The following is a 21190-nucleotide window of genomic DNA, read 5'->3' on the forward strand; positions in this document are numbered from 1 at the left end:
CAAAGCTTACAGCGCAACGTAGTCTATCTCCTGGAAGCGCGCGATCTCGGGCAGCCAACGGTCGCTGACAAAAGCTACATGGTCGGGATGTGCGTTGTAGACATCGTAGGCAGCCTGATCGGCGAATTCCATGGAGAAGCCAAAAGCATAGTCGGCCTTTGGGCTTACCTGGCGCAGCTGCTCGAATTTCTCGACGCCGGGAATGGCGGCGAGAATTTTTGCGTCGCGCAGGAAGGCAGTCTCCTCCGGCGAACCGGAGGGGTGCTTGAGGGTAAAGACGACGGTGTGGCGGATCATTGATCTGCTCCCACGGCTTCATTGGCGGCAATCGCCGACATGTTGACGATGCCGCGGCTGGTAACCGACGGGGTCAGGATATGCGCGGGCGACCGCGTGCCCATCAGGATCGGCCCGACGGACAGCGCGTTGTTCATCTCCTTGAGCAGGGTCATGGAGAGGTTGGCCGCGTCGAGGTCAGGGAACACCAGCAAATTGGCTTCGCCACGCAGCGGCGTGTCCGGGATATAGCGGTCACGGAGCACTTCGTTGAGCGCCAGATCGCCCTGCATTTCCCCCTCGAGGATGAGGTCGGGCGCCGCCGCCTTCAGCTTGGCGTAGACTTCGCGCATCTTGTAGGCGCTGTCGCCATCCCGCGAACCGAAATTCGAGTAGCTGAGCAGTGCCGTGCGCGCCTCGATATTGAAGCGCTTGAGATGATTGCGCGCCTGCAGCGTGATCGCCACCAGCTCATCCGCGCTGGGGTTCTGGTTGACATAGGTGTCGGTCAGGAAAAATGCGCCGCGTTGCATGATCAGCATGGACAGCGCCGACACATCGGTCACCCCGTCCTGCAGGCCAATGATCGAGCGGATATCGCGCACATGCTTGATGTAGCGCCCCTGAAGGCCGCAGATTAGTGCATCCGCCTCGCCACGCTTGACCGCCAGCGCCCCGATAACCGTGGTATTGGTGCGCACGATGGTGCGTGCGGTCTCGGGCGTCACCCCATCCCGCCCGACAAGCGAATGGAAGAGGCTGACATAGTCGCGATAGCGCGGATCGTCTTCGGGGTTGATCACCTCGAAATCGCGGCCCGGCTGGATATTGAGCCCAAACCTTTCGATGCGCGCCTCGATCACCGCAGGACGACCGATCAGAATTGGTCGCGCGATGCGTTCCTCGAGCAGCACCTGGGTGGCGCGCAGCACGCGCTCATCTTCACCATCGGCAAAGGCGATGCGCTTGTTCTTGCCCTGCGCCTTGTCGATGATTGGTTTCATCACGAGCCCGGAGCGGAACACGAACCGGTTCAGCTGGTCATGATAGGCGTTCCAGTCCTCGATCGGCTTCTTGGCCACGCCCGATTCCATGGCTGCCCGAGCCACGGCCGGTGCGATGCGCAGGATTAGCCGCTGGTCGAACGGATTGGGAATGATGTGCTCGGGCCCATAGACGGCCGGCTCACCCGACGGCGAAACCTCAAGCCCAGGCTCGTGCGCCAGTTTGGCGATGGCCCGTACCGCCGCCAGCTTCATCTCCTCGTTGATCGTGGTGGCATGCACGTCGAGCGCGCCACGGAAGATGAAGGGGAAGCAGAGGACATTGTTGACCTGATTGGCGTAGTCCGAGCGCCCCGTGCAGACCATGGCGTCCGGCCGCACTTCTCTTGCCACCTCGGGCATGATTTCTGGATTGGGATTGGCCAGCGCCAGGATCAGCGGCTTGGGCGCCATCTTGGTCAGCATTTCCCGCTTCAGCGCACCGGCAGCCGAAAGCCCGAGGAACACGTCAGCGCCATCGATCACTTCGGCAAGCGTCGTTGCCTCGCTGGTCCGGCGGAATTGGCCGCGCCACTTGTCGTTGACGTCATTGCGCTTGTGGGTGACGAGACCGTCCTTATCGGCCACCCAGATATTCTCGTGCTTGGCACCCAGCGCCACGAGAACGTTGAGACAGGCGATAGCCGCAGCCCCTGCCCCCGACGCACAAATCTTGACTTCGTCGATGCGCTTGCCGGCCAGCTCCAGCCCATTGAGCACGGCGGCACCGACGATGATTGCGGTCCCGTGCTGGTCGTCATGGAACACCGGGATCGGCATGCGCTCGCGCAGCGCTTCCTCGATCTCGAAGCAATCGGGTGCGCGGATGTCTTCGAGGTTGATACCACCAAAGGTCGGCCATAGCGGCGCCACGGCATCGATGAATTTTTGCGGATTGAGTTCGTCGACCTCGAGATCGAACACGTCGATGCCAGCAAACTTCTTGAAAAGGACTGCCTTGCCCTCCATCACCGGCTTGGAAGCCAGCGCACCGATATTGCCAAGGCCCAGGACGGCAGTGCCGTTGGAAATCACGGCCACGAGATTCTGTCGCGAGGTATAGCGCGCCACGGTCTCCGGCTCGGCAGCGATCTCCTCACAAGGTGCAGCGACGCCAGGTGAATAGGCAAGCGCAAGGTCACGCTGGTTTCCCAGGGGCTTGAGCGGCTGGATTTCCAGCTTCCCGGGCTTGGGGAACTCATGAAAATGCAGCGCTGCCTCGCGCAAGGCCTTGCGTTGCTCATTGACGTCGTTAGTCACGCAGATTCTCCCGGCTGTAGTGACGCGCATGTCCGTCCGGCCAGATCAGGCGGATTCCCACAGGACAATGCGACCTATTGAGCGACGACCCCGCGATCCGGCATGTGCAAAACCAGCGTGGGTCAGATGGTCGCAGTTAGGTGCCATCAAATGACGCAGATGAAAAGGGGCGAAAATCCCGTGGGGGCTAAGCCGCAGTAATGGGCAGCGCCACCGGCATGGAGCCGAAACTGCCCGGAGGCGCCCCAGACGAGGCAAAGAGCGCCAGGGCCAGCTCTCTGAATGCGCCGATCTTGAGCGCAGGAGCGAAAATATAACCCTGCGCCTGGATGACACCATGGGAGCGCAGATAGATCGCCTGCTCCTCGGTTTCGACGCCTTCCGCCACGATTTCGCAATCGAGGTCGCGGGCCATGGCAATGAGCCCATCGAGGACGGGAACCTGGGTGGTGCCCGGCTTGATCATGTCGACAAAGATGCGGTCGATCTTGATGACATCGACGCCTAGCGTGGCGATATAGGCCAGGTTGGAGTGGCCGGTGCCGGCGTCGTCCATGGCCAGCCGCGCCCCAAGGGCATGAAGACCGGAGATGACGCTATTGACAGCCGCCGAGTTTTCAAGCGGACGGCGCTCGGTGATCTCGAACACCAGCTGGTCGTAGCTGATCGGCGAATTGCCGAAGATCGCCTGCACGTCGTCGACAATACCCACGTCGCGAAAATGCCCCTCGAACAGATTGATCGAGATTTTCATGTACGGCATTTTCTGGCTCAGCTCGCTCAGATCGTAGCGGACCTGCTGCATCAGCGAGAGCGTCATCGGCACGGCGAGGCCGGAATTTTCAGCGTAGTCAATGAAAACGCCGGGCGGAATCACATCGCCATTCGGCTTCTCCCAGCGACACAGCACTTCACAACCGATCAGCTCACCTGTGCGCAGATTGATGACGGGCTGGTAGTAGGGCTTGATCTCATTGCGCCCGATGGCGCGCTCAAGATCGAACGCCGGGACACGCGACTTGCGCGCATACCACAGCGCAGACAGCAGCAGGCAGGCGCTGGCAAAGCACGCGATGACAGTGAACACCACATCGAGATCAGTGTAGCCCGCACGGGCGGAACTGAACGGCAGTGCAGCGTGGACCTTGATCGGCAACTCACCAGCAAAGCCCTGGGCGCTCAGATAGTCCTCGGAGGCAAGGTTGCGGGTAAAATCCGCAACGGCCCCGGACTCGATGATCGGAAGGCCACTCGTCAGCGAAATCCGGACCATGGCGCCGTTCCGCAGATTGGCTTCAAAAGTCTCCGGCGTGACCCCGATAAGGGGCAGGAAGACCGACACGCGGCGCATGGCCGAAAGGGTCTGCGTCACCTTGATCGACGGCACGCCCATGTCGGCGAACTGAACAATAGTGATCGTCTCGGCGAGGCCGGGAATTGGCTTTGCTTCAGACAGGACCGAGTGCGCGACCTCCCGTCCATAGGCGTCGCAATACTGAACGCCGTCACCGTTCTCGATCAGCACCTGCTTGATCGTCAGGCTGTTGGCAATGGCGCGCTGGGCGTTCTGGGAGAATGTCGGCGTGCAGAGGGACGGACTGTCGGCCACGACCCCGCGCAGGGCAGTGACGGCATCGGCGACGTTGTTTTTGATTTCAACGCCGATCTGGCTGACCTGCTGCTGCAGCGCGACTGTTTCGCGGTGACGAATATAGGCATCCAGCAGATAGTCGACCGAAAATATCGGCACAAATGCAAGCAGCGCGCCAAGAGCCATCAAAAGGTGCGAATACTTGGACTTCACCCGGGGAATCTCGCGCGTTTTTTGCTTATCTCCTTGTTAACGCTACAAACTTAAGGACCGATTAACGGCTGTTAACAGCTGTGGCCGCATCTTGCGCAGCGACCAAAGAAAAAGGGGCCAGCCAATGGCTCGCCCCTTGTTCAGCTTAGGCTGGAATTCAGGCCTGCGGGTTGAGGCGAATGCCCAGCTCGCGCATCTGCTTGGGGCTCGCCGGGCTCGGTGCGCCCATGAGCAGATCTTCCGCCTGCTGGTTCATCGGGAAGGCCGTGATTTCACGCAGGTTCTGCACGCCGCAGAGCAGCATCACGATGCGGTCGATACCGAAGGCAGCGCCACCATGCGGCGGGGCGCCATACTGGAAGGCACGGTAGAGACCACCGAACTGCTCTTCGACCTCCTCGCGGCTCTTGCCGGTCAGCTCGAAGGCCTTGATCATCGTCTCGGGTTCCTGGTTACGGATGGAACCGGAGGCGATTTCGAAGCCGTTGCAGACGGCGTCATACTGGTAAGCCTTGAGCGAAAGCGGATCGGCCGAGTTCAAACCCTCGATCCCGCCCTGCGGCATGGAGAAGGGATTGTGCGCGAAGTCGACGCGCTTTTCCTCTTCGTCCCACTCGTAGAACGGGAAGTCGACGATCCAGCACAGGGCGAACTGCTCGGTGTCGACGACACCCAGATCGGTGCCGACCTTGGTGCGGGCTTCACCGGCGAACTTGTAGAACTTCTCCGGGCGACCGGCCACGAAGAACACGGCATCGCCGTCTTCGAGACCCAGCTGAGCCTTGAGGGCTGCGGTGCGCTCTTCGCCGATATTCTTGGCGATCGGGCCCGAACCGGCACCGTCCTTGAAGAAGATATAGCCAAGGCCCGGCTGGCCCTGGCCCTGTGCCCAGGCGTTCATGCGATCGCAGAAGGCGCGACCGATCGGCTCGGCACCGTCCTTGTTCTTGGCCGGGATAGCCCAGACTTCAACCTTTGGATCGGCTTCGATCTGGTTGGCGAAAACCTTGAAGCCAGAACCTGCGAAATGCTCGGTAACTGCCTGAATTTCAATCGGGTTCCGCAGGTCCGGCTTGTCCGAACCATACTTGCGGATGGCCGTATCATAAGGAATGCGCGGCCATTCCTTGGTCACGCGCTTGCCTTCGGCAAATTGCTCGAACACCGACGTGATGACGGGCTGGACAGTGTTCCAGACGTCTTCCTGGGTGACGAAGCTCATTTCGAGGTCGAGCTGGTAGAACTCGCCCGGCAGACGGTCGGCGCGCGGATCTTCGTCGCGGAAGCACGGGGCAACCTGGAAATAGCGGTCGAAGCCGGCAACCATGAGCAGCTGCTTGTACTGCTGGGGCGCCTGCGGCAGGGCGAAGAACTTGCCGGGATGGATACGGCTGGGCACGAGGAAGTCGCGCGCGCCTTCGGGCGAGGAAGCCGTCAGAATCGGCGTCGAATATTCGGCAAAGCCCTGTTCGGTCATGCCGTTGCGCATCGCCGCGATCACCTTGGTGCGCTTGACGATGTTGTTGTGCAGCTTTTCGCGGCGCAGGTCGAGGAAGCGATAGCGCAGGCGGATATCTTCCGGATATTCCTGATCGCCGAAGACCGGCAAAGGCAGTTCCTTGGCTTCCGACAGCACTTCCAGCTCGCGGATGAACACCTCGATCTGGCCAGTACTGATGTTGGGGTTCACGGCCGAGGCGTCGCGCAGCTTGACCTCGCCGTCGATGCGCAGCACCCACTCGGAGCGCACCTTCTCGGCGGCGGCGAAAGCGGGCGAATCGGGATCGATCACGAATTGGGTCAGGCCGTAGTGGTCGCGCAGGTCGATGAACAGCAGGCCGCCGTGGTCACGGATACGATGGACCCAACCGGAGAGGCGCACGGTATTGCCGGCATCGTCCGCCGTCAGGGCGCCACAGGTGTGGGTGCGGTAGCGATGTGTCGTCATTTCCATACTCGGATAGCTAAAAAGGGCCGGATTCTCGGGCGTGAAAAGCGCATGGCGGTCGCCGCTTGTCAAGCATCACGGCCACGCTCGTCCCGCGACGGCATTGGCGGAAATCGATGGTGGAGCAATGGCCCTTCACCTGCTAGGAAGAATATTGACGAATTTGAGACGGTAATCCCTCATGGACCTGATTGTTTCCACAGACGTGCTCAGCGCATTCTGCGAGCGCGCCGCCAATTTTGATTTCGTGACGGTTGATACCGAATTCCTGCGCGAAACCACCTATTGGCCAAAGCTTTGCCTCATCCAGGCTGCCACGAACGATGAAGCGGTGCTCATCGACCCGCTGGCGCCAGGCATCGACCTGGCTCCTTTCTTCGCGCTCCTCGCCAATCCGGCGGTGACCAAGGTTTTCCACGCCGCGCGCCAGGACATCGAGATTTTCGTGAAGCTGGCGGGCGCCGTTCCGCACAATATCTTCGACACCCAGATCGCTGCCAGCGTCTGTGGCTTTGGCGATAGCGCTTCTTATGACAGCCTCGTGCGCGCCATCTGCAAGGTCGAGCTCGACAAGTCGTCGCGCTTCACTGACTGGTCGGCCCGTCCCCTGTCGGAAAAGCAGCGCCTTTATGCGCTCGCCGACGTCACCTATCTCCGCGACATCTATCGCGAATTGCGCGCCCAGGTCGACGCGACCAAGCGTTGGGACTGGGTCGAGGACGAGCTGACGACCCTTCGCAGCATCGACACTTATATCGTCCAGCCGGAAAACGCCTGGGAACGGCTGAAGATGAAGATCAACCGCGCCCGCGATCTGGCGGCGCTGAAGGTCCTGGCCGCCTGGCGCGAGCGCCGGGCGCAGGAAACCGATCAGCCGCGTAGCCGCATCTTCAAGGATGACGTCCTTTATGAACTGGCCGTGCAGCGCCCGCTGACCCCGGAGGCCTTCGAAAAGCTTCGCGCCGTGCCGCGTGGCTTTGGCCGCAGCGCTGCCGCCGCCGAGATCATCACGCTGCTCAAGGGCGTCGAAGAGCTGCAGAAGGCCCAGCTGCCCACCATGCCGGACCGGTATCGTGGACCCTCGCCCAAGGGCGCCGTCGGCGATCTTATCCGCGTCCTGCTCAAATCCGTGGCCGAACAGCACGGCGTCGCATCGCGCATCCTCGCCACCTCGGACGAGATCGATGCGCTGGTGCTCGATGATGATGCGGATGTGCCTGCCCTCAAGGGCTGGCGCCGGAAGCTCTTTGGCGAGAAGGCCCTGGCCATCAAGCACGGTCGCATTGCGCTGGTCGCGACGCGCAAGGGCGTCCGCGAAATCCCTGTCGACGTGACTGAAGCGGCGGAATAACCGGCCGCTTCAGTCCACCTGCACTTCAGAAGTGTCGTGACCGGCGATATTGGCGAACTGGCCAAGCCGGTTGCGCAGATGGTCGCCGTTGAGGAAAGCCAGATCGGCGGGAAGATGGAGCACGAGCTCGTGCTTGCCGCGGATCGAGAATCGCGTGCGCGGCAGAATGCCCGGCATTGCCGCCGTCATCGGATAAGCGACGCGGAACAACGCTCCGATCAGTTTTGCGCGCTTGGCGGTATTGGCTCCGGCCAGCGGCAACAGCGATTGCGCCCATTTGCTTTTCAACCCGTCATAGCGAACCGACAGGGTCTGGGCGAGATAGGCACGGCCCGGATGGTCGACGCCGGTCAGAGAGCCATAGGCAACTGCATCGACACTCTGCTGACCGCGATAATCCGGATGGGCCCGCCAACCGATATCAGCGAGCAGGCACACGACCTTGCGGAGCCGCGCTTCGGAAGCGCTCTCGCCGAGGCCGGCAGCTTCCATATATTGCGTGGTGAAATCGATGAGGTCATTGCCGTGCGCTGGCGAGCGCGAGCGCAGGATGGACAATTCCTCGGCGCCCTGAACCAGCGGATCGATGGCGCGCTCCATCGGGTCGAGCATGCCGTAGAGATAGCCCTCGCGCACGCCGAGGGCCGAGAAGACGACGCTCTCGAACCGGCCCGCCTTGAGGATTTCGGAGAGCACGGCGGCACCAAATGGCACCAGCTCCCGGCGTGAATTGCTGACTTCGCTGGCGCCCGGATAGGATTTTAGCGAGTTCGCAGAGACGATCTCCTCGCAGACCTTGATCATGTCGGCAGCGGGAACGACGTAGTCCTGGACCATGTGCAGCGGATATTTGCTGATCACCTGATGCAGCTTGGCGAGCGAACGCCAGGTGCCGCCAATAGCGGCAAACTGGCTTCCGGGCGCGACTGTCGCAACGATCGAATCCTTCAACTGCTCCCGGGTGATCTGCGCGGCCTTGGCCGGCGACCCGTCGGAATCATCCTGCAGGCGGATGACGCCGAGCTCAAACGACTGCCCGCTCGTATCAATGCCGCTGTCGATGGCTGAAAATTCGAGACTGCCGCCACCGAGATCGCCCACCACGCCGCTAAATCCGGGGATACCGGCGACGACGCCAAGCGCTGCGAAATGGGCCTCTTCCTCGCCGCTGAGAACCCGGACCGGGGTCTGCATGATTTCTTCAACGGCGGAGACGAATTCCTGACGGTTGGAGGCTTCGCGCACCGCAGAGGTTGCCAGCACGTGGATCTTGCCCACCCGCATCAGCCGCGCCACCATGGCGAACCGCTTCATTGCGTCCAGCGCCTTGGCGATATTGGCCACGGCCAGTTGCCCGGACTGGGCTATCCCGCGCCCCAGGGCGCAGGATGCCTTCTCGTTATATAGGGGGGTCAGGGCCCGCGCGTGGCGTTCATAGACCACCAGACGGACCGAGTTGGAGCCGATATCGAGGACGGCCACCGGACGAGCACCCTTGATGCGCCCCTGAGCCGTAGGATCGGCGTCAACGCCCCAGAATTGTGTCAAACTCAGCCCTCGTCGCCTTCCCCTGCACTACCCCGACCGGAGAGCGATGGGTTGGTCATGAAGTAGTCATGCGCGTTAAATGGCTCTTCGCCCTCGTTAAGGCGCACACGATGCGAGCTGCCGTCGGGCAACACTTCCCAGCTTTGCTGGTTGTCGCGCAGATAGGCAACCAGGATCCGATCAAGAATTTGCTTATGCACGGTCTTGTTGAGGATCGGCACCATAACCTCGACGCGCCCATCAAGGTTGCGCCCCATGAGGTCGGCGGACGAAATATAGACCAGCGCCTTGGGCGACGGCATCGCCACGCCCCGGCCGAAACAATAGATGCGGCTGTGCTCGAGGAAGCGGCCAACGACGGATTTCACCCGGATATTGTCCGAGAACCCGGGGATGCCCGGCCGCAGGCAGCAGATGCCGCGCACGATGAGATCGACCTTCACCCCCGCCTGGCTGGCATCGTAGAGCGCGTCGATCACCTGCGGATCGACCAGCGAGTTCATCTTGAGCAGGATCGAGGCCGGCTGGCCGTTGCGCGCGAACTCGATCTCCTCGGCAATGTTCTGCAGCAGCGTTTCGCGCAGATTGACAGGGGAGACGGCGATGGTCTCGAGCTCGGTCGGGCGGGCGTAGCCGGTGATGAAGTTGAACACCCGCGCCACGTCCCGCGTCACCGCCGGATCGATGGTGAAATAGCTGAGGTCGGTATAAATCTTGGCCGTGATCGGGTGATAATTGCCGGTGCCGATATGGCAATAGCTGACCAGCTTGCCCTTCTCGCGGCGCACCACCTGGCTCATCTTGGCGTGGGTTTTGAGCTCGATGAAGCCGAACACCACCTGCGCCCCTGCCCGCTCCAGATCGCGGGCCCAGCGGATATTGGCCTCTTCGTCAAAGCGCGCCTTGAGCTCGACGAGGCAGGTCACCGACTTGCCGGCCTCGGCAGCCATCACCAGCGCCTTGACGATCGGGCTGTCCGACGAGGTGCGATAGAGCGTCTGCTTGATCGCCACCACGTCGGGATCGCGCGCCGCCTGCATAAGGAATTGCGCGACGACGTCGAAGCTCTCGAATGGATGATGGACCAGGATGTCCTTGGCCCGGATGGCGGCAAAGCTGTCGCCATTATAGTCGCGGATGCGCTCGGGGAACCGGGCGTGATAGGGCTGGAATTTGAGGTCGGCGCGCTCGACGTCACAGACTTTTCGCGCGTCGGCGAGGCCAAGGAATCCCTGCACCTCAAAAACGTCGGCTTCCTTGACGCCCAGCTGCTCGCCGATCTGGCGCTTCAGCGCCCGGGACATGGACCGCTCGATCTCGAGCCGGATCACCTGTCCGCGCCGGCGCTGGCGCAGGGCTGACTCGAATTCCACCACAAGGTCAGCTGCCTCGTCGTCGATTTCGATTTCGCTGTCGCGGATCACGCGGAAAGCGCCCGCCCCCATGATCTCGTGGCCGGGAAACATCTTGTGGAAGAAGAGCTTAACCAGAGTATCTATAGTGACGACTTCGGTCCGCCCCTCGGAAACGAGCCCCGTCGGCAGGTTGATAAAGCGGTCGAGGTTGCCGGGGATACGCACCAGAGCGGTCAACATCTGGTCGTTGTTGGGCCGCCGCAACTCGAAGGCCAGCGCGAGGCCCAGATTGGGAATGAACGGGAACGGGTGCGCCGGATCGACAGCGATCGGCGTCAGCACCGGGAAAATCTCTTCGCGGAACAGCTTTTGCAGATAGGCGATCTGATCTTCGGTCAGGTCATCGCTCTCGTGGATGACGACGTTCTGCTCGAACAGTTCCTCGCGCAGGTTCTGCCAATGGTCCTGCTGCTCGAGCTGGAGGTGCTGGGCAAGCGTCGCGATCTCTTCGAGCTGCTCGGTGGGCGTCAGGCCGTCGGCGCTCTGCTTGGCGAGGCCGGCGCGGATCTGGCCCTTCAGCCCCGCGACGCGCACCATGTAGAATTCATCGAGATTGTTCGCGGAAATCGAAACGAAACGCAGGCGCTCGAGCAGAGGATGGGCCTCGTTGCCCGCTTCCTCGAGCACACGCATGTTGAATTGCAGCCAGCTCACTTCCCGGTTGACGAAACGCGCAGGGCTGCTGCGCAGAGCCTCTACATCCGGCACTGCCCCGTCGGCCTCGGCAAATTCACTGATCTCGTTCATCGGCTTCGCCGTCCCAATCCTGTTGGCCATTCGGTCCGCGCTCCGCTTGCCGGCGCGCAAGGACCTCTGTCGCTATGCTGCGGGTGATCGCCGTGCCTCTGGCAAGGGCCAGACGATCCAAAAGGTCCGCAAGAATCGCCACCTCTTCCGGGCTGCGCTCCATGCGTGCCACCAGATAGTGGATGATCTTTGGATCGACCTTGATCTGGCGGTCACCAAACAGCTTCGCGAACATGTGTGACAGTTCGATGTCGTCGCTGACTTCCAGTCGAAACATCGGTGCACGGCGTACCCGCGAGCGCACATCATCGGTCGCCAGCGGCCAATGTGCAACCTCATCGCGCGCCGTCAACAGCAGTGTGCGGTCGCCACGCATCGCCTGGTTGAGCAGGTGGAACAGGCTCGGCTCATCATAAGCGCCGGTATCGACATCTTCGATCGCCAGCGGGCCTTTGCCGTTCTCCCCGGCAATCGCTGAAATGGTCTCGGGTGTAACGAAGCGCGCGCCGCTTCTGTCGGCGAAAATCCTGGCGAGATGAGATTTTCCCGAGGACGTCGGACCAATGATCAGCGTCACTGCATCTGGCCAATGCGGCCAGGCGGTTATGCGCGAGTGCGCCAGCGAATTGCCTTCCCCGACCAGGAAATCATCTTCAGCGTGCGAAGGTTCTAGGTGCAGGTCCAGTGGCAGCTGCCGGGGGCCGTTATCAGGGAGCAATCTCATCATCCGTGGCGTGGCCGTTGGTGCCGAGATAAAGCGCGCTTTCCTTGTATTTTCGCACGCCGTAACGCACCAGCACCGAGGCGATGGCCGCCATCGGTACGGCCAGCAGCAGGCCGGTGAAGCCAAACAGCGCGCCGAGGGCCAGAAGGGCGAACATCATCCACACCGGGTTGATGTTGATCGAGGACCCGACAAGCTTGGGATAGAGCACATTGCCTTCCACGAACTGCCAGAACAGGAAGATGCCGCAGACGAGCGCCACCATCCACAGATTGGGCCAGAACTGTACCAGTGCAATGCCGACGGCCAGCCCAAATCCAACGAACGCCCCAACGAAGGGAATAAAACTCAGCAGCCCGCCGATAATGCCCACGGCAAGCCCGAAGTTAAGGCCGATCAGCGACAGCGCCGTGGCGTAGAACGCCGCATCCAGCAGCAACACCGAGCCTTGCCCGCGCAGAACGCCGGCCATCGAGCTGTCGATGTCCCCCAGAATGCCCTTGATTTCGGACTTGTGGTCGCGCGGCAGCAGATTGTCGATGCCGCGGATCATGCCTTCCCAGTCGAGCAGCAGATAGAAGGCGACGACAGGCGCGACGACGATGAACGCCACCACAGACACGCCCGACATGCCGATATTGACCAGCTCTGCCGGCAGGCGTGCGATAAACCCGAGCAGATTTCGCGCGACCTCGTTGATCCCGCGCTCCACCTCGGCCGCGCGCTCAGGCCCAAGCCATGCGCTGATCTCAGGCGAATATTGCGTCACCAGGCCCTGCAGGTCGCGGTAGAGCGACGGCGTGCGCTGGATCAGCTCGATGATCTGCTGGCCGATAACCGGCACCAGCATGAAGAACAGGCTGACGATGATGGAGAGGATCGAGAGCAGCACCACGACGGTCGCCCACATGCGACTGAAACGCCAGCGCTGCAACTGGTTGACGAGCGGATTGAGCAGATATGCCAGGGCCGCGCCAACCACAAAGGGCAGCAGGATGCCACGGAAGATCCATAGCGACAGGATCAGCACGACGAAAAAGCCGATCCAGATCAACACTTGATTTCTAAGGTTCATGGCGCCGGGCGGCCCTTGCGTCTGTGTATCCAAGAAGCTATCAGCCTCGTAACGGCCAGCACCGAAAAGTTCAACCAACCCGGTTCGCGCGCGCTAAGATGCGCCCGCTATCCCCAGCATTGGCAACAGGCTCATGTCCGACGCACAAAACCTGCCATCAAATAGTCTTTCGTACAAGCAGGCTGGGGTCGATATCGATGCCGGCAATGCCCTTGTCGAGGCCATCAAGCCCGCAGTGAAATCGACGCGTCGGCCCGGCGCCGATGGAGAGATCGGCGGTTTCGGTGGTCTGTTCGATCTCAAGGCCGCCGGTTTTGTCGATCCTGTCCTCGTTGCCGCCAATGACGGCGTGGGCACCAAGCTCAAGATTGCCATCGACACCGGCAAGCACGACACCATCGGCCAGGATCTGGTCGCCATGTGCGTCAACGACCTCATCGTCCAGGGCGCAGAGCCGCTGTTTTTCCTCGACTATTTTGCCACTGGCAAGCTCGACGTCGAACAGGGCACGGCCATCGTCAACGGCATCGCCCATGGCTGCCGCCTCGCCGGCTGCGCGCTGATCGGCGGCGAGACCGCTGAAATGCCCGGCATGTACCAGGGCAATGACTATGATCTGGCTGGTTTTGCGGTCGGCGCCGCCGAGCGAGGTGCCCTGCTTCCCCGCAAGGACATTGCCGCCGGCGACGTGCTCGTCGCCGTGGCCTCCTCGGGCGTCCACTCCAATGGCTACTCGCTGGTCCGCAAGATCGTCGAAGTGTCCGGCCTCGCCTGGGATGCTCCGGCGCCCTTCGCCGAAGGCAAGACGCTGGCTGAAGCCTTGCTCGAGCCGACCCGCATCTATGTGAAGTCGATCCTTGCCGCCCTCAAGGCCGGTCACGGCATCAAGGCGCTCGCCCACATCACCGGCGGCGGCTTCATCGACAATATTCCCCGCGTCCTGCCAGATCATCTGGCCGCTGATATCGATCTCGGCGCCGTCAGCGTTCCGGCCGTCTTCGGCTGGCTGGCAAAGGTTGGCGGCATGGACGAGCGCGAAATGCTCCGCACCTTCAACTGCGGCGTGGGCATGCTGGTGGCCGTGGCCCCAGCCGACGCTGAAAAGCTCGTGGAAAGCCTCACTGCATCAGGTGAAACCGCTGCCATCGTCGGCGCCCTCACCGAGCGCACTGGCGAAGCCGTGACCTTCCGCGGCGCGCTCAAGCTGTGAGCCGCAAGAAAGTCGGCGTACTGATCTCAGGGCGCGGATCGAACATGTCCGCGCTCATCGAGGCTGCCAAGGCTCCTGACTATCCGGCTGAAATCGTTGGTGTTTTATCCAACCGGGCATCAGCGGTCGGGCTACAGGTTGCAGCCGCCGAAGGCATTGCCACGGCCTCTCTTGCGCAGAGCAAGTTCCTGTCGCGGGACATGTTCGAAGACACAGTCACCCAGGTTCTCGAAAGCTGGGAGGTCGACATCGTCTGCCTTGCCGGCTTCATGCGCATCCTTGGCGAGGACTTCGTCAACCGCTGGGCCGGTCGGATGATTAACATCCACCCGTCCCTGCTGCCACTCTATAAGGGCCTCGACACCCACGCACGGGCCATCGCCGATGGCGCTACCGAACATGGCTGCACGGTCCATTATGTGACACCCGGCCTCGACGAGGGTGAGGCAATCCTGCAGGCCAAGGTCCCGGTTCTTGCCGGTGACACGCCGGAGACCCTGTCGACCCGTGTGCTGGTCGAAGAGCACCGCATCTACCCCGAAGCGCTCAAGATCCTGGCGAACCGCCTGCCCTGATCGGGCAGGCGCAGTTCATCACCAGAATTGATCACCTCATCGTCAAATTCGGTTCGACCTTTGTTCGGGCCGGGCGTAGCGTCCGGCGTCTTTCGAGGATGCTGTTATGAGTCTGCGCGATTGGTCCTGGATCATTCTTCTGGGCGCCATCTGGGGTTGCTCCTTTGTCTTCAACGCCATTCTGATCCGTGAGATCGGCCCGGTCTGGGTGACGGCACTCCGCGTGTCCATCGGCGCGCTCGGGTGCTGGGTGGTCATGCTGGCGCTGAAGAAATCCGTGCCACGCGATCCCAAGCTCTGGCTGCAGCTGGCTGGCCTTGGCGTCATCGCCTATGCCATTCCCTTCGCGCTCTTCCCGCTCGCCCAAGCGCATCTCGCCAGCGGCATTGCTGCCATCATCAATGCGCTGACGCCGATGGTCACCGCGCTGATCTCCCATTTCTGGCTGGGCGGCGAAAAAGCCTCGCGGACCAAATTCACCGGCGTCGCCATCGGCTTTGTCGGCGCGTCGATCCTCGTGTCCCCAGCGCTGACCTCAGGCGGCTCATCGCAGCTCTGGGCCGTCGCCGCCTGCCTTGGCGCCACGCTCTGCTATGCGCTCTCGCTCAATATCACGCGCAGCTACAAGCACATCGAGCCAACCGCGTTTGCAGCCATGGCCTTGACCGGTGCCGCCGTCATCGCGGTGCCCGTCGCTTTTCTCACAGAAGGCGTTCCGGTGATCACCCGAGCCGAATCCTGGGGCGCGGCGATCGCTATTGGCCTGCTCTCGACCGCCTTTACCTTCCAGATCATGTACCGGATCCTTCCCCGCGTCGGCGCTACCAATTTCGCCACCACCACCTTCATCGCCCCGATATCGGCCCTGCTGATCGGCGTGACGGTTCTCGGCGAAACCATCCTGCCCATTCAGATCATCGGCATGGTGGTGATCTTCTTCGGTCTCTTCTTCATCGACGGCCGCATTCGACACCTCTGGAAAGCCGCACGAGGCTGACTTAGGATCACGCTGTCGCCGGCTCCACCGGTGGCAGGAGGTCCGTGTCCATGTACATCAAGACCATCACCCCTGACGACGCCACAGGCGCCGTCGCCGATATCTACAAGGCCGAGATCGACGCGATGGGCCGCGTCATGGAGGCCACTCAGTGCTGGTCGGCTCGACCCGACATGCTGGTCCCGATCGAAAACCTGCTTCACCAGATGCGCGACGGGTTCTCCCTTGGCCTCGAGAACTTCCGCCTGATCACGCTGATCGTCGCCAAGCACGTCCCCTCGAGCTATTGCTCGCATGTCTATTTCAAGTCGCTGTCGCAGATGCTCGGCCGGGACAAGACCCTTGCCATCCAGGCCGATTATCGCACGGCTGGGCTGAGTGACCAGCAGGTCGCCATGCTGGCCTACGCCGAACAGATCACCCTCGATGCCTCCCGCATCACCGCGGCCGATATCGGCGCATTGCGCTCCGTCGGCCTCACCGATCTCAACATCGCAGACATCGCGCTGGCGGCATCATTCCGCAATTTTCTCAGCCGCTATTTTGATGCCGTCGGGGCCACCGTCGAGCCGGAGTTTCTCGATGCCGATCCCGCCGTGCGCGCTCGCATGGCCGTGGGTAAACAGTAGCGGCAGACGGAACTCCGGGGCGGCCCTGCCGTTAAGCTGGCGGAGGTACACCATGACCACGCCCCGACCCGATATCGACCCGCACGCCCCGCCCGAAAATGAGCCGGCGCCCGATCCGGATTTCCCGCAGCCCGGTCAACCGGGCCAGCCTGGACCGGTACAGTTCCCGACGCCTGACCAGCCGGGCACATCCCCCGAACCAGCGCCGTCGCCAGAAATCCCGCCCCTGCCGAACGATGTGCCCCGCCCGATGGAGATCTGAAAATGGATCCGAATAAAAACAACGAGCCGGACATTCCTGTCCGGCCCGCCAAGCCTCAACCACCCATGCCCGTCCACCTGCCCACGGGGGATGCGGAGCATCCGCATTCATCCCCTTTGCGCCACGATGGCGAGGACGAGGGTATCGACCCCAATCTCCCGCCCGAGCCCGGTCACGACATCAATCCCTGATGTCAGTGGGAGGTGTGGATCTTGCTCAGGAAGTAGGTCAGCGCTGCAATCACCAGAGCGCTGGCACCGCCGAGATAAAGAATGTCGATCCCGCCAGCCGACGTAATCGCACGGCCAAGGAAATAGACCGCGAGCACCGTCACCGCGACGCCCACCAGCTTTGACTTCAGATCATCCAGCGTCCGGATGCGGAGCCAGTTTGGCAGCTCGAGGTCCTGGTCAAAATAGAGCTGATAGAGCCCCAGCGACACCACCTGCACGACAGTCGCGAGCAGGAACAGGTCCACGAGCTCAATGGCATGCAGCAGCGCCTCGTCGTGGCTCAACCGGTGATCGACCGAAAAGAAGAGGCCATCGAGGAAATGCCAGGTCTCGAACGCGCCATAGACCATCAGCGCCAGTGAGGCGGCCATGGTCGCCAGTACCGGGATGAGGATAACGCCACTGAACAGCTTGCCGATCAGCCTAATGATCCAGGGCGCCTTGTGATCCACAAAGGCCGCCCCGATGGAGGTGGAACGGGAGGACCGTTCCTTTTCCGGTTCAATAGTCAATCTATTCGATCCCAAGCTTCTGCTTCATCAAATCGTTGAGCGCCTGAGGGTTGGCCTTGCCACCCGAAGCCTTCATCGCCTGACCGACAAACCAGCCGATCATGGTCGGCTTGGCCTTGACCTTCTCGACCTGATCGGGATTGGCGGCGATGATTTCGTCGACGATCTTTTCGATCGCACCGAGATCGGTCACCTGCTTGAGGCCACGACGCTCGACGATCTCGGCCGGATCGCCCTCGGGCTCCTCGGAGATGAGAATCTGCAGCACGTCCTTGCCGCCCTTGGACGAGATCGTCCCGGCCGCAATCAGGTCCACAAGGCCCGCGATCTGGGACGGCTGGAGATGGGTTTCCCAAACGGCCAGACCCTGGCTGTTGGCAAAGGCCGCCACGTCGGCGTTGAGAATGTTCGCCACGGCCTTGCCGTCGCGCTTGGTGCCACCAAAAGCCACGCAGGCCTCATAGTAGTCAGCCGTTTCGCGCTCGAGCGTCAGCACCATGGCGTCATAGGCAGTCACGCCATAATCGGCGATGAAACGAGCCTGCTTTTCGTCCGGCAGTTCCGGCAGGTGCTGGGCCAGCTCGGCGATGAAGGCATCGTCGAATTCGAGCGGCAGCAGGTCCGGATCGGGGAAGTAGCGATAGTCATGCGCTTCTTCCTTGGAGCGCATCGACCGGGTCTCGCCGTTCTTCGGGTCGAACAGGCGGGTTTCCTGGTCGATTGAACCACCGTCTTCCAGGATGTCGATCTGGCGGCGCGCCTCATATTCGATGGCCATGCCGGCAAAGCGGATCGAGTTGACGTTCTTGATCTCGCAACGCGTACCGAATTCACCACCCGGACGGCGCACGGAGACGTTCACGTCGGCGCGCATGGAGCCCTGCTCCATATTGCCGTCGCATGTGCCGAGATAGCGCAGGATGGTGCGCAGCTTGGCCAGATAGGCCTTGGCTTCTTCCGACGAGCGCAGATCAGGCTTGGAGACGATTTCCATCAGCGCCACGCCCGACCGGTTGAGGTCGACAAAGCTCATGTTCGGGTGCTGGTCGTGGATCGACTTGCCGGCGTCCTGCTCGAGGTGCAGGCGCTCGATACCGATCTCGATCTGCTCGCCGTCGACGTCGAGCAAAACCTTGCCCTCGCCCACGATCGGGTCCTTGAACTGGGAGATCTGGTAGCCCTGCGGCAGGTCCGGATAGAAATAATTCTTGCGGTCAAACACCGAGCGCTTGTTGATCTGGGCCTTGAGCCCGAGACCAGTCCGCACGGCCTGGCGCACGCATTCCTCATTGATGACGGGCAGCATGCCGGGCATGGCGGCGTCAACGAAGCTCACATTGGCATTGGGGGGATTGCCGAAGGCGGTCGAGGATCCCGAGAACAGCTTGCTCTCGCTCGTCACCTGCGCATGCACTTCCATGCCGATGATCACTTCCCAATCGCCGGTGGAACCGGAAATCAGGCGCTTCTTGTCGGGGGTGCGGGTATCGACGAGTGTCACTTGGCGGTCCTGAACATCAAAGAAATTCGCTCTGTGCTTAGCGGGCTTGGCCCGGCGTTGCAACAGTCACGGCAGCCATGGAACAGGGACTTATTCGCCGTATTGGTCGCCGGAAAGCGGGTTCAGGCGTTTTTCGAGATGCACGCTCATGAAACTCTGGCGTACATCGCCGTCGCTGCCGCGCAGCGCCATGATCCTGTAGCCCTGCCGCTCGTAGAAGCGCACCGCCCGCACATTGTCGGCTGGTGTCTCGAGATGCACGCGCTCGGCGCCTTCGAGTTCGAGCATGACTTCCATGCGGCTGAGCAGTTCCCTGCCCACGCCCTGCCCCTGGCATTCGGGTGCGACGAAGAGAAAGGGGATATAATTGCGGCGCGGGATACGGGAGCACCAGCCGACCAGTTCCTGCTCGTGGCTAGCGATGATGGCATGCTGCCACCCGAGCGCTGCGGCCTGGGAGAGGCGCCGCCGCTCCGATTCGCGCATCATCGGCGCTTCGGTCAGCAGCGGCAGGATGCCGGTTTCCCAGGCCTCATAGGCAAGCGTGGCCATGCGCGGCGCATCGGCGAGTTCGGCTTTTCGTATCGCTGTCCGGGGCACGACGAACTCCCGTGGCCGCCTGTCACGGCGCCACAGGGCGCCGATATCACCGAGCGCGGCGGCGCGCTGCGATGATGCCCTTTTCGTAATTGATGTTCCAGTCGATCAGGGTCCGCCAGATAAGTTCCGCCTGATCTTCGTCCAAATCAAGGTCAAGACTGCGTCCGCGCACCTTATTGATCACTGCCTCGATGCGCACGGCGTCAAATGCCTCGTGCGGATCGGTCTTGATCTCGGCCATGCGCGTCACATAGGCGTGCCGCTCCGCGAACAGCGTCAGCAGCGCCTGGTCGACCCGATCAATCTCGGCGCGCACATCGTCTTTGGTTTCGCATTCGGCGGGCAGTTTGGCAGCGGTCACGGGCTTTCCTCGACATTTTGTGTGGCAGGTGTGCACCGCCCGACGGGCGATTTCAACCGCATCACAGCCAAAATCTGGACGAATTCTCCCGGCTCCGCTAGACCAAAAGCCATGTCCAGTCAGTTTGAGATTGTCTGATTACCCATCCAATCAGGATGGGGCCGAATAAACCACCTGCCGCCGTGCGTGATGCCGTCGGCGGGTATCGTTTGTTCGCGGCCATATGCCTTCGGTATGCGGCCGCCCTTCGACACTCCAGACACAATGAACATTTCACGAGACGAACGGCGCGTTCTCAACGCGCTCTCCCTTGGCGGGAAGATTGCGATTCTCCGCGACGATGATGGCCGCGCCATCGACGTCGAATGCTACAGCCGCGAAGGCTGGCTCCTCTCCAACTGCACATTCGACCTTTTCAAGCGCCTGCGCGCCAAGAAGGTGATCGCGTCCAAAGGCGGAGAGGCCTACCGCATCACCCGCACCGGCCTCGGCCTGCTGCGCGCATAGCGGGCCCCCATAGAGGCGCCACCGTCATTGCCCGGTTCATCCGGGCAATCCACGCTTGCGGAACGACCGGTGCCAACGGATTCTAGGCCGGTCACAAGCAATAAAAAAGGGCCGCAGGATCTCTCCTGCGGCCCGAAATCGAGAAAGCCCAAGTTCAGTGCTTGGTCACTTCGCTCAGCGCTGCCGCAATGTGTTCCCATTCCTGGGCCACGCTGGCGGTCGCACGGCGCTTGCCGGCGCGACGATACCAGTAGTCGGCATTGCCCATGTCGGCTTCGATCCAATGCATCAGCGCGTGAACCCAGTCGAAAGGCTGCACGCCTTCCATGGATTGCACGATCAGATGGGCCCGCTCCCATTCGGGACCGACGCGCAGTTCGCCGCGCTTCAGCCACCACAGGGCCTGAAGCGGCTTGCTCATGTCCTTGGGCGGCTCGGACCAATCGAGCGTAGTGAAAATATCGACGGCCATTGGCTTATTCCCTTTTGGCCCGGACGCGGCCAATGGGCGCGTCACAACCAGCTTCAACTTGTGCATGGGCGGCACATAGTGCGGATTGGCGACGCGATCAAGCGCCGCCAAGGTGTGGCTCCACCCTGCACACCGTCGAA

21 protein-coding genes are annotated in these 21190 nt (G+C 61.8%); 8 read left to right on the plus strand and 13 right to left on the minus strand.

The annotated features are described in order from the left end of the window. Positions 1 to 6: 6 nt before the first annotated feature. The 4 genes from NYQ88_RS11685 to aspS all read right to left on the minus strand — a co-directional run bounded on the left by NYQ88_RS11685 (position 7) and on the right by aspS (position 6331). The gene (locus NYQ88_RS11685) at positions 7 to 297 is read right to left on the minus strand and encodes a Dabb family protein (RefSeq protein ID WP_275651316.1); all 291 of its coding nucleotides are present in this window, start codon (positions 295 to 297) and stop codon (positions 7 to 9) included. Beyond that, a complete protein-coding gene (locus tag NYQ88_RS11690) occupies positions 294 to 2579 on the minus strand; it encodes an NADP-dependent malic enzyme (protein ID WP_275651317.1) in 2286 nt (761 codons plus the stop codon). Before NYQ88_RS11690 ends, NYQ88_RS11685 begins: the two co-directional genes overlap by 4 nt. Before the next feature lie 187 nt (positions 2580 to 2766). Continuing rightward, positions 2767 to 4383, minus strand: a complete 1617-nt coding sequence (locus NYQ88_RS11695) for an EAL domain-containing protein (RefSeq protein WP_275651318.1) — start codon at positions 4381 to 4383, stop codon at positions 2767 to 2769. 157 nt (positions 4384 to 4540) lie between these two features. Continuing rightward, positions 4541 to 6331: an aspartate--tRNA ligase gene (aspS, locus tag NYQ88_RS11700; protein WP_345774589.1), complete on the minus strand. Its 1791-nt coding sequence runs from the start codon at positions 6329 to 6331 to the stop codon at positions 4541 to 4543. Positions 6332 to 6512: 181 nt separating this feature from the next. Between aspS and rnd the strand changes: the two genes are divergently transcribed. Further along, entirely contained in the window at positions 6513 to 7682 is a 1170-nt protein-coding gene (gene rnd, locus NYQ88_RS11705) for a ribonuclease D (RefSeq protein WP_275651320.1), read from the plus strand. Positions 7683 to 7691: 9 nt separating this feature from the next. Here the strand turns inward: rnd and NYQ88_RS11710 are convergent, their stop codons facing one another. The 4 genes from NYQ88_RS11710 to NYQ88_RS11725 are packed head-to-tail and all read right to left on the minus strand — an operon-like array spanning position 7692 to position 13191. Further along, entirely contained in the window at positions 7692 to 9230 is a 1539-nt protein-coding gene (locus tag NYQ88_RS11710) for a Ppx/GppA phosphatase family protein (protein ID WP_275651321.1), read from the minus strand. A 2-nt stretch (positions 9231 to 9232) separates the two neighbouring features. Continuing rightward, positions 9233 to 11392, minus strand: a complete 2160-nt coding sequence (locus tag NYQ88_RS11715) for an RNA degradosome polyphosphate kinase (protein WP_275654911.1) — start codon at positions 11390 to 11392, stop codon at positions 9233 to 9235. After that, a complete protein-coding gene (locus NYQ88_RS11720; RefSeq protein WP_275651322.1) occupies positions 11376 to 12110 on the minus strand; it encodes a hypothetical protein in 735 nt (244 codons plus the stop codon). Before NYQ88_RS11720 ends, NYQ88_RS11715 begins: the two co-directional genes overlap by 17 nt. Beyond that, a complete protein-coding gene (locus tag NYQ88_RS11725) occupies positions 12100 to 13191 on the minus strand; it encodes an AI-2E family transporter (RefSeq protein WP_275651323.1) in 1092 nt (363 codons plus the stop codon). The genes NYQ88_RS11720 and NYQ88_RS11725 overlap by 11 nt, the downstream gene beginning before the upstream one ends. A gap of 133 nt (positions 13192 to 13324) precedes the next feature. On the opposite strand from NYQ88_RS11725, the gene purM reads away from it, so the two are divergent. From purM to NYQ88_RS11755, 6 genes are all read left to right on the plus strand, one after another. Further along, positions 13325 to 14401, plus strand: coding sequence for a phosphoribosylformylglycinamidine cyclo-ligase (gene purM, locus NYQ88_RS11730; protein WP_275651324.1), 1077 nt, complete (start codon positions 13325 to 13327; stop codon positions 14399 to 14401). Then, entirely contained in the window at positions 14398 to 14976 is a 579-nt protein-coding gene (purN, locus tag NYQ88_RS11735) for a phosphoribosylglycinamide formyltransferase (RefSeq protein ID WP_275651325.1), read from the plus strand. Before purM ends, purN begins: the two co-directional genes overlap by 4 nt. Positions 14977 to 15082: 106 nt before the next feature. Beyond that, positions 15083 to 15973 carry a DMT family transporter gene (locus tag NYQ88_RS11740; protein ID WP_275651326.1) on the plus strand — a complete coding sequence of 297 codons (891 nt, stop codon included), beginning with the start codon at positions 15083 to 15085 and terminating at the stop codon, positions 15971 to 15973. Positions 15974 to 16023: 50 nt separating this feature from the next. Continuing rightward, entirely contained in the window at positions 16024 to 16602 is a 579-nt protein-coding gene (locus NYQ88_RS11745; RefSeq protein ID WP_275651327.1) for an alkylhydroperoxidase, read from the plus strand. A gap of 52 nt (positions 16603 to 16654) precedes the next feature. Beyond that, on the plus strand, positions 16655 to 16864 hold the full coding sequence (locus NYQ88_RS11750; RefSeq protein ID WP_275651328.1) for a hypothetical protein: 210 nt from the start codon (positions 16655 to 16657) through the stop codon (positions 16862 to 16864). Between the two features lie 2 nt (positions 16865 to 16866). Then, a complete protein-coding gene (locus NYQ88_RS11755) occupies positions 16867 to 17055 on the plus strand; it encodes a hypothetical protein (RefSeq protein ID WP_275651329.1) in 189 nt (62 codons plus the stop codon). Positions 17056 to 17057: 2 nt separating this feature from the next. Here the strand turns inward: NYQ88_RS11755 and NYQ88_RS11760 are convergent, their stop codons facing one another. The 4 genes from NYQ88_RS11760 to NYQ88_RS11775 form a co-directional block, all read right to left on the minus strand. Further along, entirely contained in the window at positions 17058 to 17609 is a 552-nt protein-coding gene (locus NYQ88_RS11760) for a YqhA family protein (protein ID WP_275651330.1), read from the minus strand. Between the two features lies 1 nt (position 17610). After that, positions 17611 to 19110 (minus strand): Asp-tRNA(Asn)/Glu-tRNA(Gln) amidotransferase subunit GatB, encoded by a 1500-nt coding sequence (gene gatB, locus NYQ88_RS11765; protein ID WP_275651331.1) that lies wholly within the window; start codon positions 19108 to 19110, stop codon positions 17611 to 17613. Positions 19111 to 19200: 90 nt separating this feature from the next. Next, positions 19201 to 19710 (minus strand): GNAT family N-acetyltransferase, encoded by a 510-nt coding sequence (locus tag NYQ88_RS11770; RefSeq protein ID WP_275651332.1) that lies wholly within the window; start codon positions 19708 to 19710, stop codon positions 19201 to 19203. Between the two features lie 46 nt (positions 19711 to 19756). Next, the gene (locus NYQ88_RS11775) at positions 19757 to 20071 is read right to left on the minus strand and encodes a chorismate mutase (protein WP_275651333.1); all 315 of its coding nucleotides are present in this window, start codon (positions 20069 to 20071) and stop codon (positions 19757 to 19759) included. 264 nt (positions 20072 to 20335) lie between these two features. Between NYQ88_RS11775 and NYQ88_RS11780 the strand changes: the two genes are divergently transcribed. Next, the gene (locus NYQ88_RS11780) at positions 20336 to 20578 is read left to right on the plus strand and encodes a YjhX family toxin (protein WP_275651334.1); all 243 of its coding nucleotides are present in this window, start codon (positions 20336 to 20338) and stop codon (positions 20576 to 20578) included. A gap of 154 nt (positions 20579 to 20732) precedes the next feature. Here the strand turns inward: NYQ88_RS11780 and NYQ88_RS20795 are convergent, their stop codons facing one another. Further along, the gene (locus tag NYQ88_RS20795) at positions 20733 to 21161 is read right to left on the minus strand and encodes a hypothetical protein (RefSeq protein ID WP_345774590.1); all 429 of its coding nucleotides are present in this window, start codon (positions 21159 to 21161) and stop codon (positions 20733 to 20735) included. Between the last annotated feature and the right edge of the window lie 29 nt (positions 21162 to 21190).

Source organism: Devosia sp. SD17-2 (assembly GCF_029201565.1).
Lineage (GTDB): Bacteria > Pseudomonadota > Alphaproteobacteria > Rhizobiales > Devosiaceae > Devosia.